Below are 13737 nucleotides of genomic sequence, written 5' to 3' on the forward strand. Positions count from 1 at the left end.
TCCGGGGATGCACAGGGTGCGCTTTGACGACAGGATCGCAACCGTCATGGCGCTGCCCGGCACCAGTGGCGCGGCGCGCGCGGCCAAATGGCGCCAACTCGTCGATCTGCTTGCCCAGCGACGTGATACCGAGCCGAGCGAAGAGGTCGATCAGGCTTACAGCTTCCTGATCGCGCATCGCGACGATGTCGACTTCTTCACGCGCCAGGAAGTTGCGCGCTCGCTGACCGGCCGGGACATCGCCCCTGGCCTGCTCGGCTTCTTTGCCGAGGATCATCCTGCCGTAGCCGCGCCCATCGTGGCCGGAGCCCGGCTGACCGAGGAGGAGTGGATCGAGCTCCTGCCCGCGATGAGCCCGACCGCCCGGTCCCTGCTCCGGCATCGCCGCGATCTCGGTCGCATGGTCGAACATGCGCTCACCAGCTTCGGCTCGATCGATTTCGTCCTCTCCGGCACCGTGGACGCCTCCGCGCCGAAGATCAGGAGGGCAGAGCCACGACCCGGCGCGCAGGCGGAGGGCGGCGAGGCGCAGATCCGTGAGCTCGTCGCCCGCATCGAGGCGTTCCGAAAAACCCGGGTGGACGCGCAGCGCGATCCGGACCCGGTTGCGGCGACATCCGTCGAGGCGTTCCGCTGGGAAACCGGCTCGGATGGCGTGATCCTCTGGGTGGAGGGCGCCCCGCGCGGGCCGCTGGTCGGTCAGTCGATCGCCAACATCGCCGAGCGCGGTCAACATGGCGTCGATGGCCAGGCTGCCGGTGCATTCGAGAGGCGGGCGCCCTTCCGCGACGCGCGCTTCAGCGTCGCCGGGAGCGGCGCCGCTTCGGGCGATTGGCGAATTTCCGGAGTGCCCTTCTTCGATCCCCGCAGCGGCGCCTTCATGGGATATCGTGGAAGCACCCGGCGGCCCCGCGTCGACGAGGTCGCGCGCGCTCAGCCACCGGTGGCGGAGACCTCCGGCCTGTTCGGAACCGATCTGCAGGCGGATTCCCTGCGCCAGCTCATCCACGAGCTCCGCACACCGCTAAACGCGATCATCGGATTCTCCGAGCTGATCGAGGGGCAGCATATGGGGCCCGCAGATATTCATTATCGATCCCGCGCGAGCGAGATCATGGAGCAGGCATCGCGGCTTCTCTCCGCTGTGGACGATCTCGACACGGCGGCGCGGATCGAGACCAGCCGGATGAGTTTCGACCAAGGCTCCGTCGATGCCGTGGCTCTGCTGTGCCGGCTGCACGACGCCTATGAGCGCGTCGCCGACCAGCGGAATTCCCGCATCGCGATCGAGATCACCCGCGACCTGCCGCCCGCCAAGGTCGAGCAAGGCGCCGCCGAGCGGATGTTCGCACGCATGCTGGCCGCGACGATCGGCCTTGCCCAGGAAGGCGAGACGATCGCGGCGACCATGAGTCTCGGCGATCTTGGCCGCCGGAGGATGCTCTGCCTCGCAATCGACCGGCCGCGTGCGATCGCCGGGCTGGACGAGGCGGCGCTGCTCGATCCCGGGTACAGCCCGGAAGGCGATTGGCCCGGAGCGCCGGCCCTGGGCCTCGGCTTCGCACTGCGCCTGGTCCGCAACCTTGCGGAGGCTGTCGGCGGCGCTCTTGTGATCGGCGAGCGTCGCTTCGCGCTCTACCTGCCGCCGCTCGGCGCGCCCGAACGCTCGACGGGGCAGGGCAGCTAGGCCTGCCGGTGCTGCAGGTGCCCCATCCGAAACCCGGCCTGGCCTGCGCGCGTCTGGATCTGCCACCTGCCGATAGCGCTTATCTCCTCTTGCCCGAGAGCTTCGGGCGTCGCGTCGCGGTGTTTGTCGATACCGAGGAGGAGTTCGACTGGACCAAGCCGCACAGCCGGGACGAGCGCTCGACCGGGGCGGCGGAGTCGCTTCCGATCATCCACAAGCGCCTGCGCAGCTATGGTGTTCAGCCGATCTACCTGATCGACCATCCGATTGCGAGCGACCCGCGATGCGTAGCCACCTTGCGGGAATTTCAGGAGGCCGGTGATTGCACGATCGGCACCCAGCTCCACCCCTGGGTCAATCCGCCATTCGAGGAAGAGGTCAATCGGAACAACAGCTTCCCCGGCAATCTTCCGGCCGCGCTGGAACGCACCAAGCTGTTGCGGCTTACCGAGCTTATCGAGCGCGGATTCGGCCGCCGTCCAACAGTTTACCGGGCAGGTCGTTACGGGGTGGGTCCGAACACGGCCGCTTTGCTGGCGGAGCTCGGCTATCGGGCCGATGTCTCGGCACGGGCATCGTTCGACTATAGCGGTGAGGGCGGCCCCGATTTCTCCCGCATCCGCCCAATTCCTTACCGGATCGAAGGCACCGGCCTGGTCGAAATCCCGCTGACCGCCGGCTATGTCGGCGCGTTGCGGCGGCATGGCGGCAGCTTGTTCCGCGCCGCCGGACGGGTGCCCCGATCGCGGGGGCTGCTCGCCCGGGCGGGTCTGTTGGGACGCGTGGCGCTCACTCCGGAGGGCATGCCGCTCCTCGAGGCGTGTGAGATGGTCGATCGCCTGCTCGACGATGACTTGCGCCTGTTCTCCATCTCGTTTCACTCGCCCTCGGTCGAGCCCGGCAACACCCCCTATGTCCGGGACGCGCGCGATCTCGACCTGTTCTATGCCTGGTGGGATGGCATCTTCGACCATCTCGCACGGCGAGGCATCGCGCCCGCGTCGATCGAAGAGTGCCTCGATGCGACCGCCGCCGCGCAGCCGCTCTAGCTTGTCAATCCGCTGTCGCGTCCGCTATCGGCTCGGGCCGGTGCTGGGCCTGTAGCTCAACGGTAGAGCCGGCCGCTCATAACGGCTAGGTTGCGGGTTCGAATCCTGCCGGGCCCACCAAGCGTTTGGATCAAAGTGGTACTTTGATCCAGGGGAAGGAAAGGGGTTCCTTTCTTCTTTCCTCTTGCCCCGGCTCAAAGTACCACTTTGAGCCGATGAATGTCGGGGAGTAGCGCAGCCTGGTAGCGCATCTGCTTTGGGAGCAGAGGGTCGCAGGTTCGAATCCTGTCTCCCCGACCATCATTACGAAATGGCTGTTTTCTGGGCTTTCTAAGCAGGCCGTGTAGCAGTTGCTGTAGCAAGTGGCTGGGCGAGTGACATGCCGTTGAGCTATTTCGCGTTGCCAATTTTGTTGGCTTCGGACTCGACCAACCGTTCAAAGGTTGTCGACATGAACGCGACGATGTCCAGCGCGCCAACGATCAAAGCGGCCAGGATGATCGTAATCATAACCATGACAATCGGGATACTAAATGCAAAGTAAAACCCGAGCTTAAGCCGAACAGATGATTTCATCTCTTTAGGATTCCGAACCCGGTGCCGCTTTGTCTTTGGGCCGAGCAGCACAACGCCGATGCGCAAGCGATTGAGCTTGGAACGCCGGCCGGCCTGGCGAGCATGTTCGAACTGATCGAGCTTGAGCCGGCGCAAGCTGAACGCTCGCCTCGCGCCGCGCTGCGGTTGGTGCATTCGGCCGAGTAACCTTTCAAGGGGCTGACACATGCCGAGCATCGACAAGATCGAAATCAAACGAGTGAGCGCCCTCGATCAAGTTCCGGGTCCGTGTGCTTATTTACTCGTGACCAAGGTGAGCAGCGGCTACGTCCTAACCACCGCACTTGACCTGGACGGAAACAGTTCGTCGGGGCCGCTCCCCACTGCTGCTATCGCCGAAGCGGAAGGGATCGAGGCCGCAAAGCGTCACGGCATCGCAACGCTCTACATAGTCAGCGAGACATACTGAGACGCATCGCGCATCATCTAAAAAAGTAGTCGGCGTCACCGCCCATGCGCCGGACAGCCACGGCCGCCTCGCACTTAGAGCTGTAGCAGCGCGAGTAGTCCATGTTCTTCACCGCCGCTTGCTCTTCATGTGTCGTGTAGAGGTTCCAGAACACGCCGGTGATAGCCGCTATCGCCAGGATGATCAGCAAGGTGGACTGCCCGCGACTGATCTCACGCGCGGGCCGCTCGATGGCGGGCAGTCCGTCCGCTTGCCGCCTTGCATCCTCATATCGATCACGTGGAATCATGCGAGCTGCCCCCTTTTGCGCAGCATCATAAACCGGCTTCGAAACGACTTGGAAGCCCCGGCCTTACTCGCAATTTCCGTGAAATCTGCCTGTGATTGTGATAAGATACCTGCCAATCAAAGGACAGTCACTTGAGTAACAGCACACAATCCATCGCACGCTTTCGACTAGCCGATCCAGAAGACTTTCTGAACTGCTTATGGAGCGCACATTTCGGCGATAACATACCACCGGCGACACGGGAGAAGTTCTGGGAACGTGATCTTGCGATCACCACGAGATTGCACCCGCATGTCTTCACGACCAAATACGGCTTAGAGACAGCCGACGCCGTCAACGAACTTGTGGCGTTGATCGCAGCGGGCAAGCATCACAATCCAGCGGAACCCTACCACGTGCCCCGCGCTTGGTTTTCGATCTTCCATTCCGCCTTCAAAGCCGGCCTGATAACCGACATAACATGGGGGCGAGCCGCCGGGTGTATCTACATTTCCAGTGGCACTGGACCAACGGACAGCGGCAATCACAATCAGGCGGTGCTTGCCGGCTTTAGGGACGCATGTTCGTTCGGCATGATTGACCAGAACGAGCTGGATATTTGGCTAAGCCTTCCCGACAAGGTTCGGCTGTATCGCGGTAGCTGCGCAACGTCGATCGACGGCGCTGCGAATGGGATCAGCTGGACCGACAGCCGGTGGATGGCCGGCGTTTTTTCTCGCTACCGCATGGCCGAACGGCGGGGCAACGGTGTTCGAAGTGGGATCCCGCGCGTCTTGGAAGCGGTAGTTCCCAAGGAGGCGATATTCGCGGTGTTCAGTCACAGTGACGACTATCGCGAGCTGCTAGTCGATTATGAGAAGCTGCCCCGATCGGCGATCGTGAACCCCGGATTACACGGCGGACTTATGCGAGCCTTCGCCGCCCAAAGCATCCACGCTGCCTCCGGGTTGTCCGTCTAAGCGGAGCGCGTTCCAAATCCGAAGCGGGTGGGGCCGGCACCGCACTTGACACGAAAAGGAGGTGCCGGCCCTTGACACACGGCGCGACTCAGCTCGCCGATCGCGCCTCAGATGCTGACTGGCAAGCGAGTCGCGATAGGCGGCTTGCTCCCGACACTTGCACACGTCGCGCGGTGAACGGCGGGCCAGCTTAGGCGCTCCGCAGTGTGAGTTGAGCAAGCCGTGGCGGCCATGCCTTGGCAGCTAGGCTGTCCGCTTCTCAGCGGCGCTCCTAACCCGATCTAGCACGTCTTTCACTTGCTTGGCTTGCCATGCGCCGCCGGCACGCGGCGTGTTGATCCCGCGTTCGTTCAGCACCGCCGCAATCTGGCGAAGCGACTGCGCACCACCGGCGCGTGTGCGCTCGATTGTTGGGCAAAAGCCTTTTCGCTCGATCCGAAACTTTTTGGGTTCGAACTTTCGCGCTCGCGAGGTTGCCCAAGGCAGAGGGGGGGGGGGTGGGGGTAGGAGGTGCCCTATTCCCTTTTTTCCGCTCTTTGTATGGCAGCGCGGCTCACACCGTATTCTTTCGCCAGCATTCCGAGAGACATGCCCGCTGCGCGGCTTGTGCGCACCCCTATCACCTGATCGGGCGAAAGAGACGATGGACGCCCTAACTTCTTACCTTCGGCCCTAGCGCGCTCTAGGCCGGCCTGTGTGCGCTCGATCAGCAAGTCACGTTCGAACTCAGCTACAGCGCCGATGACGCCCATAGTCATCTTGCCCGCCGGACTGGTTAGATCGACGCCGCCAAGCGCAAGGCAATGCACCCGCACGCCGTCCGCTGCCAGCTTTTCGACCGTGGCGCGCACGTCCATTGCATTGCGTCCTAGCCGATCGAGCTTGGTCACGATCAGCACGTCACCACTTTCCAGGCGATCGACTAAGCGGGCGAAGCCCTTTCGCTCCATTGCCGCCACCGAACCCGAGACGGTTTCGCTCACAACCCGCTTCGGCTCAACAGCGAACCCGGCCGCCGCAATCTCCCGAACCTGATTGTCGGGCGTCTGATCGGCGGTGCTAACTCGGCAGTATGCGAACGTGCGGGCCATGTGCTGAACTCCTGTATCGAAACCGTGGCTCGATATCTGTCATGTATCGGAACTATCGTCAAGCTATCTTTCGATACATGCCGTGCATCTGCATCGTATTCGAACGATTCCGATACAGCTTAGCCGGCGTGAGGCGGCCGGACCCGGCGTGCACACCTTAGGTGGCGCTCGACCGGGAGTGCTGGGAAGTGTGCGGGGCCGGCAGACGAGGGGCTGGAGCGTGTAAGGACCGCCGGCGTTCACCCATTCGGCCGGGATCATTCGGTAGACTCGTCACCATCGTCAGAGCCCCATGAGCCTAGCGAGGCCAGGATACTCTCAGTGTTAGCCGAATACGCATCTGGCGCTTCTCGGAGGAAGACTAGGTCAAGTTCTGGACTGTCTTTAGGCTCCTTCGGCGGCGGCAAGCCCGCGTTTGCGCGGAAATCGGCAATTGCCTTCTCTAGTTGATCCAGCTTGTCCGGCCGATTGGTTCGACCCGGTGCTTCGCGAACACCCTGGATTGCGATTTCAACCTGCGAGAGTGCATGCTGCAGCCAATCTATGCGCCGTCGGAGTCTTCCCCTGGCGCTTGCCCTTGGGTTCTTCGGGGGCGACACCATGCCCAGGTCGAGACTGTCGACGAACGCTTTTAGCTCGGATTTGTCGGCCGCGTGATCGTCTTCAGACATCTTGTGCTCCTTCGGCATTCTTCGGATCGTCGCCGTCATACAGAATTGGCTCCACTCCTACCGCTTTGCTGCCGCGTTGCGCCTTTTCCGAGCCCGCTCATACGTCTCCCGGTCTAGGCGCAGGAGAGTGTCGCCGATCTCGTCCGAAAGGCGCTGCATCACCAAAAAAGCAGCGAGGCGGTCAAGATTGGGCTCCAGCATCATGACGGGCATCGTGGCTATGTTCAGCGAGATTGCAGTCATATGTCCGGGATCAGTCATCCCGGAATTGCTCTCCCCTACTGCAAGCACCGGCTGATCGGCCTCGCATGTGGCAAGAGTGCTGTTGAGCGTCTGATACGCGCCGCGTGTGTTCGTGGTGGCCCATTTGTAGCGGGGACGCCAGTGGTCGAGCTCCGTTGCCAGCTCCAGGTCTGCGAACGTTGGTCGGGGATTGTTTAGGGCCGGGGCTGCCCAGCCATAGTCGTGTTTCATGTTATCCCCGCGAGTGCGGATAACCTCATCATGCGCTGCCCTGAGTCGTTCCATGACCTCCGGCTCGATCGGGCCTAAGTTGGCGCGCTTGTGGTGCTCCATGTAGTTTTTTGCGCGTTTGTAGGACGTCACATGATCGTGAAGAATATCTCTCTCGGCCGTGTCTCTCCCCGCATGGTAAATGAACATTGAGACGACAGCTATTTCGTGAAGTGTTCGCCACCTGCCCATCGCGCCATTTGGAAATCCTGCAGTCATGAGAGCAAGTATTTCTCGAGATAGCTGAACGGCGCGAGCGTGGTTCGAGATGACAGCCTCAAACAAAGCATCTCCGGTTTCAGCTGCTTTCGGCCGAAGCGCGCCGTTGACGGCGGCGCCGCTTTCCTGACTAATCACGATGAGTCGCTCTAGAAGGTCAAAGCCACGGCGCCACCGGGCTACGTTGCGCTTCACGAAGCCACGTCGAAGCGTTCGATGCTCTTTGAGCATTGCCGGCGAACGTTTGTCGAAGTCTGAAAAGAGAATATCGACCAAGCTTCTCAGCGTCTCTTGGTATAGATTAGGCAAAAGGTCTATGATTTCAGACTCGGTCCCTTCCTGCCTCATATACATTGCCAAAATTTCGGCGTCGAATTGCTTCTGATAAGCGTCGAGTTTCCAAACGTCATCCATCTCATGATATTAGCCGCTGCTGAGCGCCCAAACTAGTTGATCCTTTGTGCACTCGCCTCGATTAGCGCCGCCCCGAAATCATCAGCGCCGGCGCGGTCCCGCTTGGTCACATCCCGGCTCTTCATCGCCATGCCGAGCTTGACCAGGATCGAGCCGAGCAAGGTGACATTGCGGCGGTAGCTCTCCGCATCGATCTTCTTGCCCTCAAGCAAGTCCGCTGCGTCCCGCTCGCATAGCATCGCAAGCGTGGCGGCGTTCATTATCATCATGCGTTCGGCCGCATTCGGGTTCCGGCCAAGCTGCATTTGCAGCTCCCCGCCCAAGGCGCGGAAGCGCCGTGCTTCGGCCGTGCGGTTGTCGATCTTGCGGCCTGCAACGATCAGGTCAAACGAGGGCTGCTCGCTATCCAGGTTCATCGCCGATCCTTCGCGCGCTCGGTATGCGCGCCGATCCTTGGTCGCTGCATCTTGGAGGTCAGGCGAGCGTGTCGCTCACGCGCGACATACTCCAGCGCGCGGTCACGGACGGTAGTCGGCTCCAGGTTGGCGCATTCGCAGACAGTTCGGAAATCTTCGCCGCCGCTAACTAGCCAACGCATTGCTTCTTCGCGGGCGCGCTCAACGGCTTCGGGCCGGGTGCACGTTGTTGCGCCATAGATGGCGTCTAGGACGGCATTCAGGATGATATGCCGGAACAGCCGCTGCTCGGGGCTGATCGGAGCGTCTGTGAGGTCGCAAGGATCGAGCAGCCCTGCTCCGCCAACGTAGCTCAAAAGAGCAACTCGGCTGAGTGGCGGGAGCGAACCTCTAGGAAGGGCTCGATCAAGCGCCCGACGTGCGTGGGCAGCTCATCCGAGACAGATGCAAAATAGGTTTCCATGCTTTGGCCGATCATGCGCATTTGCGTTTGCGCGTTGCCGGATGGGTCGCGTCCCCTCGCAAGCAAAAAGAAGGCGAGTTCGGCGCAAGCGGTGGCAATGGCGGGCGGGATGACGTTCGCGGGCACTACCTGCCCGTCGCGGTCCAGCACGCGCCGGCGGGGCCACGCAAGCGTCTGTGAGGCGCTTGCGCGCGTTCCCGCCCACTTGAGCCGGTCCAGGGTTGCCGTGGCTGTAGCGAGCGCCTGGCGGCATTCAGCGGGCACTGTGGGCGGGCTTTCGGGAAGCGGCTTGCTGTTGTCGGCGGTGTCCTGGAGCGCGGCGGCGGTAGCAGCCTCATGCGCTGCGATCGCGGCGCGCCATTCGTCGGCTTGCAATCGATTGGCGGCCACCGCGCTCGCGTTGGCAACGCTGATATAGGTGTTCAAGCCGACGGTCGGTTCAGGGACGTTCATTGCGGAGGCCTTGTGGGGGTAAGTGCCGGCCACGCGCCCAGGTGTAAGAAGCGCTGCCGGCGGTCGGTGTTGTTTTCATGACTACGGACACTTGCCGACTTGTCCGCACCGGCGCTTCGAGCAAGCGCCGGCCTTGGTTTCGTTAGGCTGCCTTCACGCCTTTCAAGCGAGCGGCCGCGCGGGGATGCTTGATGACAAGGCCGGAATACCACTCGATCCGGGTGCGCAGCGCCGGCTTGTCGTCCACCTCGCCAAGATCACGCGCCCCGATCGGCGCGGTTTGGATGCCGTGGAACGTGTCAGCGCCGAAGCGGCAAGCATAGATCGAGGCGGTGTCGTTCGCCGTGCCTTGCGTCTCATCGAAGCCGAGGATTTCCGCCCCGGTCTCATCATCCTCGACTACGCCGAACGGCACGCCGGCGTAGCCGTCCAGCTCGCGGCCGAGCTGATCGGTAGTGATGGTGAGCGCATTGACTTGGCGGGCGAGCTGGCGAGCGCGTTGCCGAAGCTTCTTGTTCATGAGCAGGATCGTCGGCGTGCCGCGCACGGCGTCAACTAGCTCGTCCAGCATCTCGAGCGTGAGCAGGCTGCCATTCGCGCCGGCAGTGAGCACTTGAGCGCCGGCAAGGCGGCGGTTCAGGCCATCAAACTCTTTCGGGTTCGTAGACGTGTCCCCGTCAAAGAAGGTGCGCAGATGCGTGAGCGCGGCGGCCTTCGCCTTCATGCCGTCGTGCACCGCGCGCGTGTCATTGTCGCCGGTTTGCATCGCAATCTGCGCAACGTCGAAGTCAGAATCCCCGCCCAAGATCGTGAGCGCTTCGACCATCGGATGGATGACGCCGGTGCTCTCGACATAGCCTTCGTTGAAGCCGCGGAAGGCGACGCCGGGGAGGCTCTGTTCGACGTTGTAACGGTAAGCGCTGCCAGCCACGTTGATGAAGGGCAGGGTGGCGATGACGGGGTTTTCGGCCGCGAAGATTTCGACAACGCCGCTAGTGAGCGGGTCGGGGTTCAGCTTCGAATATTCCAGGGCAGTCAGCATCGTAGGGGCATTCCTCTCGTTTGTGGTTTGTTACTTGCGGTAGCCGGCGGCCATGCGCGCGTGCGGTGGCAGCGAACTCGGGTCGGCTTGCTTCGGGGTGATTGTTGGCTTCGCGCCGGCATCGGTGGTGGGCACCGCGGCACGATCGAAGATGCCAGTGGCCTTTGCTTGCGCGAACCAGTCGATCCGCTCACGCGGTGGCATGTTGGCCGGGATAAGCGCTTCAGGTGCTCCGGGACGCCGGCAAGGATGGTGGCGGCGGCGGCTTCTAGGTCGGCTTGGGCAGCAGTCAGTGCGGCTTGCCCTTCGGCAAGCTGTTCTTCGATGTTCATGTTCAATCCTGGCGAGTGGTGGCACTGGCAACGGTTGTGAGTTCAGCGGCTTCCACACGCCGGCGTAGAAGCTCGGCGTGCGCGGCGGCGCGGTCGGGGTAGCCGTCCGGGTTTAGGGCCATGAGCGCGTCAGCCGGCGCGATCAGGCCAAGCTCAAGCTTGGTGCTTAGGTTATCGAGCTGTTCGGCTTCGGTGAGATTGTCTGCGAACTCGGCAAAGTCGACCGAGACGGTTGCGCCCTCCGGGATGGTGCCGGGAGCGTGCACATTCACCACCCGCTTGATCGTTTCGAACAGCCGGTGCTCATAGGCGCGCCAAAGGGTGATATCGTCCTGGCGAGCTTCCTTCAGGTCCAGGCGCTCGGCATGCTTTGCCGAACCGCTTTCCGCTCGTTTCGACAGGTCGAATACATCCGCGCCAACGTCATTCGTCGCGGCGACTTGGCGCATCACGAACTCGATCGCAGACAGGATATCTTTGATCGGCGCGTTCGGGCTGGCGAAGCCGAACTGCGAACCCTGCGGGAGAACAATCGCCCGATCGGGGCCGGTGCTCAGCTGCTCATTCGCAGATATGCCGGTCGCCCATGCTTGGCCGTGTGCCTGGAGTTCAACCGAGCGCCACAGGTTGGCGAGTGCCACGTTGACCGCGTCTTGAGCTTCGATGAGATCCCTTCCGCCGGTGAGAAAGAATTCGTCATCGGGCAGCCGGTCGAAAAGCGGCACAAAGGGAAGGGCGCCGTATGGATTGACGCCTTGCGGGTTGCCGTCGATCCGCTGGCGAGCGCCGCGAAAGTTCAGCCGGCGGAAGCTTCCGGCGGTCCAATCCGAATAGGACACATCTTCGGCGCGTGTGGCAGCATGCGTGATGATGACGCGGGACGGCTGTTCCGGGTTGCCTGTGTGCACCACGTCCAGAATGTTCGGGGTGATGACATTCAGGACCGGAACGCCGGCGGCCTCATTCCAGCCAACCTGGAGCATGGTGGTTTTGCAGAGCTTGGTGAGCTTGCTCGCTTTCTTGAGCACCCCGTCCACGTTCATCGCCCGATAGAGCTGATCGCCGGTGGCTTGATCCAGGCCGGCAAATGTGCGGCGCGGTGAAAGGCGGTAAGTCGTCGCGCGCCGGTTCACGATCTTCTTAGTGATGTTGATCGAGAAGAGACGGAACTTGTCAGGGTGCGACCATCGGCGCGCAACCAAGTTTAAGGTTGCATCGGATTGTTCATCGAAGTAGTAACGCAAGCGCTTAGAGCACTCGTCCTTGCGATCGAGGCTCGACTGCGCAATACGCACTACTTCGGAAGAGAAGAACAGGGGCACGATACTCATACGCAACTAGACACACTTGCCTATGAGTATAGCATTGTGCTTAGAACAAGTCGAGGATAAAATCATCGCGGCACCGTATGTGCGCCGATATTCTTCAGCTTGTTTGCGATGAATGTCTCCAAACCTACCGGCTGTAGAGGCTTGCGATCGACATAAGCGCTATAGAGCCGTGCCGCTTCGCGCATCGATCGACACGACTGGCCGCAGAACGGCAGATGCCCACCACCATTTAATGCGCACATCGCAACGTCGGCACCACGGCCGGCGCAATGAATGCCCTCAATCTCATACGGGTTCAGCGTGATCGACCGCAGCGAGTAGACAGCCCATGCGAGGGCATGCACGAAGTCATCGTGAGCGCCGCGCGGGTGCTGGAACCGGGGCACGGCGGCTTCACCATCGGTGGCCTTGCCGTCCGCGATCACTTCGAACACCGATAGCTCTTCGATCAGCGCCTTGAACTTGGGATGGACGTGGAGACGCTGTTCGGCCGCTGCTTGGTAGAGCGACATGAAGGCAGCGTATTTGGACCGGCGCGACGGGTGCACCACTTCCACGCCGCCGGCGAAGGGCTGCGTTGCCGTCCAGTCGGCCACATCCTGAGAGCCGTAGCTTTCGAGCGTGGCGCGGGTGATGCGGTGTTCCCGGTGATACTCCCCGAAACGGCTTTTCAAGCCGCTCAGCCTCCCAAGGAACACCGCATCGGCGTCCAGGACGAACAGGTGCTCATCATCGTCCAGAACGATCTTAGCCACGCACGCGGTGACAGTGCGGTCGCCGTGCTTCGAACCGCCGAACGCGCGGTCCAGGCCAGCGCCGGTGACGTAAGCGGAGCCGTTCGCGAGCGCCGCCACGTCCAGCGGGTATTCGTGCACGCACTGATCGAGCGTGCCTTTCGGGAAGAGCGCGTTGGCCGCGTCTTGCCACCTGTTGAGGTGATACAGCGCGAACTCATGCGGGAGCATCTGGCGTGATAGTGAGCGAAGCCGGACTGCCGGCAACCAAGCTGGCGTGTTGCGGCAAGCGTCTTCCACGTCCGCATAACCGATATGGCTGAATGCAATCGACGGGTCGGGGTCGCCGGCGCGCGTGGCGGCCTGATAAAGGTCGAACAGCTTCGAACTCTTCGGCCCTACTGTGCTGTCGATCAGCATAAGCGAGCCGGCCGTGTCGAGCAGCGAGCCGGCAAGGGCGGCGAACACATCATCGCCGCGCGGGGCGGCGTGCAGCTCGCTAATCTGAGCGCAGCTGAGCTTCTTGCCCCAAAGCGCAGAGGGGTTGCTCGAAAATGCCTGAATGATCGAGCCGGTTGACGGTAGCTCAATCCGGTCCTGAAGCACCACTATCGAGCCGGCTTTCACAATCGCCTTGAGCGCCGGGGTGTGTTCAAAGGCTTCACGGATTGTGCGGAACGCGGTGTCCACCACCTGCTTTTCGCTGTTCGCCACAACCGCGATGTTTTCAGTCGGGCGAGTCATGAACCGCCACACGATCAGCATGGCGCTTGCTAAGGTCTTGCCGTGGCGGCGCGGCCAGCACCACACCGCGACGGACACGTCCTGGCCGTCTAAGGCGCGCGCAATCTCGGCACGCTCACGATCCCCGATCGCATAGGGAGCAAAGCCGCCGGTGTGCGAGCGAACGTGCGGTTGCACGTCCTGGACGAACCGGAAGAAGCCGGCTGATCCGTCGCGCCAAAGGGCGATTTGCTGAGAGAGGGAAGGGGCAGGCACTGAACGGAACTCGGCTGATGCTGTTGGGATCAAGCCGCCTCACCGCGATTG

The 13737-nt window shown here is 62.1% G+C and carries 16 protein-coding genes and 2 tRNA genes; 6 read left to right on the forward strand and 12 right to left on the reverse strand.

The features are described from left to right. Nucleotides 1-7 precede the first annotated feature (7 nt). From VF631_RS09230 to VF631_RS09245, 4 genes are all read left to right on the forward strand, one after another. Nucleotides 8-1687, forward strand: coding sequence for a sensor histidine kinase (locus tag VF631_RS09230; protein ID WP_431849995.1), 1680 nt, complete (start codon nucleotides 8-10; stop codon nucleotides 1685-1687). 89 nt (nucleotides 1688-1776) lie between these two features. Continuing rightward, complete coding sequence (locus VF631_RS09235; protein ID WP_431849996.1) at nucleotides 1777-2736, forward strand: polysaccharide deacetylase family protein; 960 nt, start codon at nucleotides 1777-1779, stop codon at nucleotides 2734-2736. A 45-nt stretch (nucleotides 2737-2781) separates the two neighbouring features. Next, a tRNA-Ile gene (locus VF631_RS09240) sits at nucleotides 2782-2856 on the forward strand. Nucleotides 2857-2959: 103 nt separating this feature from the next. Continuing rightward, a tRNA-Pro gene (locus tag VF631_RS09245) sits at nucleotides 2960-3036 on the forward strand. 90 nt (nucleotides 3037-3126) lie between these two features. On the opposite strand, the gene VF631_RS09250 is transcribed toward VF631_RS09245, so the two are convergent. After that, the gene (locus VF631_RS09250; protein WP_431849997.1) at nucleotides 3127-3534 is read right to left on the reverse strand and encodes a hypothetical protein; all 408 of its coding nucleotides are present in this window, start codon (nucleotides 3532-3534) and stop codon (nucleotides 3127-3129) included. Here VF631_RS09250 and VF631_RS09255 point away from each other — a divergent pair. Then, entirely contained in the window at nucleotides 3518-3760 is a 243-nt protein-coding gene (locus VF631_RS09255) for a hypothetical protein (RefSeq protein ID WP_431849998.1), read from the forward strand. The genes VF631_RS09250 and VF631_RS09255 overlap by 17 nt on opposite strands. 13 nt (nucleotides 3761-3773) lie before the next feature. Here the strand turns inward: VF631_RS09255 and VF631_RS09260 are convergent, their stop codons facing one another. After that, a complete protein-coding gene (locus VF631_RS09260) occupies nucleotides 3774-4049 on the reverse strand; it encodes a hypothetical protein (protein ID WP_431849999.1) in 276 nt (91 codons plus the stop codon). A gap of 131 nt (nucleotides 4050-4180) precedes the next feature. Here VF631_RS09260 and VF631_RS09265 point away from each other — a divergent pair, with 131 nt between their 5' ends. Next, the gene (locus VF631_RS09265; protein WP_431850000.1) at nucleotides 4181-5008 is read left to right on the forward strand and encodes a hypothetical protein; all 828 of its coding nucleotides are present in this window, start codon (nucleotides 4181-4183) and stop codon (nucleotides 5006-5008) included. A 515-nt stretch (nucleotides 5009-5523) separates the two neighbouring features. On the opposite strand, the gene VF631_RS09270 is transcribed toward VF631_RS09265, so the two are convergent. The 10 genes from VF631_RS09270 to VF631_RS09315 form a co-directional block, all read right to left on the reverse strand. After that, a complete protein-coding gene (locus tag VF631_RS09270) occupies nucleotides 5524-6099 on the reverse strand; it encodes a recombinase family protein (RefSeq protein WP_431850001.1) in 576 nt (191 codons plus the stop codon). A gap of 257 nt (nucleotides 6100-6356) precedes the next feature. After that, complete coding sequence (locus VF631_RS09275) at nucleotides 6357-6770, reverse strand: hypothetical protein (protein ID WP_431850002.1); 414 nt, start codon at nucleotides 6768-6770, stop codon at nucleotides 6357-6359. A 57-nt stretch (nucleotides 6771-6827) separates the two neighbouring features. Further along, entirely contained in the window at nucleotides 6828-7916 is a 1089-nt protein-coding gene (locus VF631_RS09280) for a DUF5677 domain-containing protein (RefSeq protein WP_431850003.1), read from the reverse strand. A 32-nt stretch (nucleotides 7917-7948) separates the two neighbouring features. Next, nucleotides 7949-8332: a hypothetical protein gene (locus VF631_RS09285; RefSeq protein ID WP_431850004.1), complete on the reverse strand. Its 384-nt coding sequence runs from the start codon at nucleotides 8330-8332 to the stop codon at nucleotides 7949-7951. Then, on the reverse strand, nucleotides 8329-8688 hold the full coding sequence (locus VF631_RS09290; RefSeq protein WP_431850005.1) for a hypothetical protein: 360 nt from the start codon (nucleotides 8686-8688) through the stop codon (nucleotides 8329-8331). Before VF631_RS09290 ends, VF631_RS09285 begins: the two co-directional genes overlap by 4 nt. Then, nucleotides 8685-9248 carry a DnaT-like ssDNA-binding protein gene (locus VF631_RS09295; RefSeq protein WP_431850006.1) on the reverse strand — a complete coding sequence of 188 codons (564 nt, stop codon included), beginning with the start codon at nucleotides 9246-9248 and terminating at the stop codon, nucleotides 8685-8687. Before VF631_RS09295 ends, VF631_RS09290 begins: the two co-directional genes overlap by 4 nt. Before the next feature lie 142 nt (nucleotides 9249-9390). Then, nucleotides 9391-10290 (reverse strand): major capsid protein, encoded by a 900-nt coding sequence (locus VF631_RS09300; RefSeq protein WP_431850007.1) that lies wholly within the window; start codon nucleotides 10288-10290, stop codon nucleotides 9391-9393. 30 nt (nucleotides 10291-10320) lie between these two features. Beyond that, entirely contained in the window at nucleotides 10321-10494 is a 174-nt protein-coding gene (locus VF631_RS09305; protein ID WP_431850008.1) for a hypothetical protein, read from the reverse strand. A gap of 130 nt (nucleotides 10495-10624) precedes the next feature. Beyond that, complete coding sequence (locus VF631_RS09310; protein WP_431850009.1) at nucleotides 10625-11953, reverse strand: hypothetical protein; 1329 nt, start codon at nucleotides 11951-11953, stop codon at nucleotides 10625-10627. Between the two features lie 62 nt (nucleotides 11954-12015). Continuing rightward, nucleotides 12016-13686, reverse strand: a complete 1671-nt coding sequence (locus VF631_RS09315; RefSeq protein ID WP_431850010.1) for a terminase large subunit domain-containing protein — start codon at nucleotides 13684-13686, stop codon at nucleotides 12016-12018. Between the last annotated feature and the right edge of the window lie 51 nt (nucleotides 13687-13737).

The sequence above is a fragment of the Allosphingosinicella sp. genome (assembly GCF_036387615.1).
Classification (GTDB): domain Bacteria; phylum Pseudomonadota; class Alphaproteobacteria; order Sphingomonadales; family Sphingomonadaceae; genus Allosphingosinicella.

Excerpts from the sequence above, each read along its gene's own strand:
- VF631_RS09305 (WP_431850008.1), bottom strand. The coding sequence starts at position 10,494 with ATGCCACCGCGTGAGCGGATCGACTGGTTCGCGCAAGCAAAGGCCACT.
- VF631_RS09260 (WP_431849999.1), bottom strand. The coding sequence starts at position 4,049 with ATGATTCCACGTGATCGATATGAGGATGCAAGGCGGCAAGCGGACGGA.
- VF631_RS09270 (WP_431850001.1), bottom strand. The coding sequence starts at position 6,099 with ATGGCCCGCACGTTCGCATACTGCCGAGTTAGCACCGCCGATCAGACG.
- VF631_RS09295 (WP_431850006.1), bottom strand. The coding sequence starts at position 9,248 with ATGAACGTCCCTGAACCGACCGTCGGCTTGAACACCTATATCAGCGTT.
- VF631_RS09280 (WP_431850003.1), bottom strand. The coding sequence starts at position 7,916 with ATGGATGACGTTTGGAAACTCGACGCTTATCAGAAGCAATTCGACGCC.
- VF631_RS09275 (WP_431850002.1), bottom strand. The coding sequence starts at position 6,770 with ATGTCTGAAGACGATCACGCGGCCGACAAATCCGAGCTAAAAGCGTTC.
- VF631_RS09255 (WP_431849998.1), top strand. The coding sequence starts at position 3,518 with ATGCCGAGCATCGACAAGATCGAAATCAAACGAGTGAGCGCCCTCGAT.
- VF631_RS09285 (WP_431850004.1), bottom strand. The coding sequence starts at position 8,332 with ATGAACCTGGATAGCGAGCAGCCCTCGTTTGACCTGATCGTTGCAGGC.
- VF631_RS09310 (WP_431850009.1), bottom strand. The coding sequence starts at position 11,953 with ATGAGTATCGTGCCCCTGTTCTTCTCTTCCGAAGTAGTGCGTATTGCG.
- VF631_RS09230 (WP_431849995.1), top strand. The coding sequence starts at position 8 with ATGCACAGGGTGCGCTTTGACGACAGGATCGCAACCGTCATGGCGCTG.
- VF631_RS09300 (WP_431850007.1), bottom strand. The coding sequence starts at position 10,290 with ATGCTGACTGCCCTGGAATATTCGAAGCTGAACCCCGACCCGCTCACT.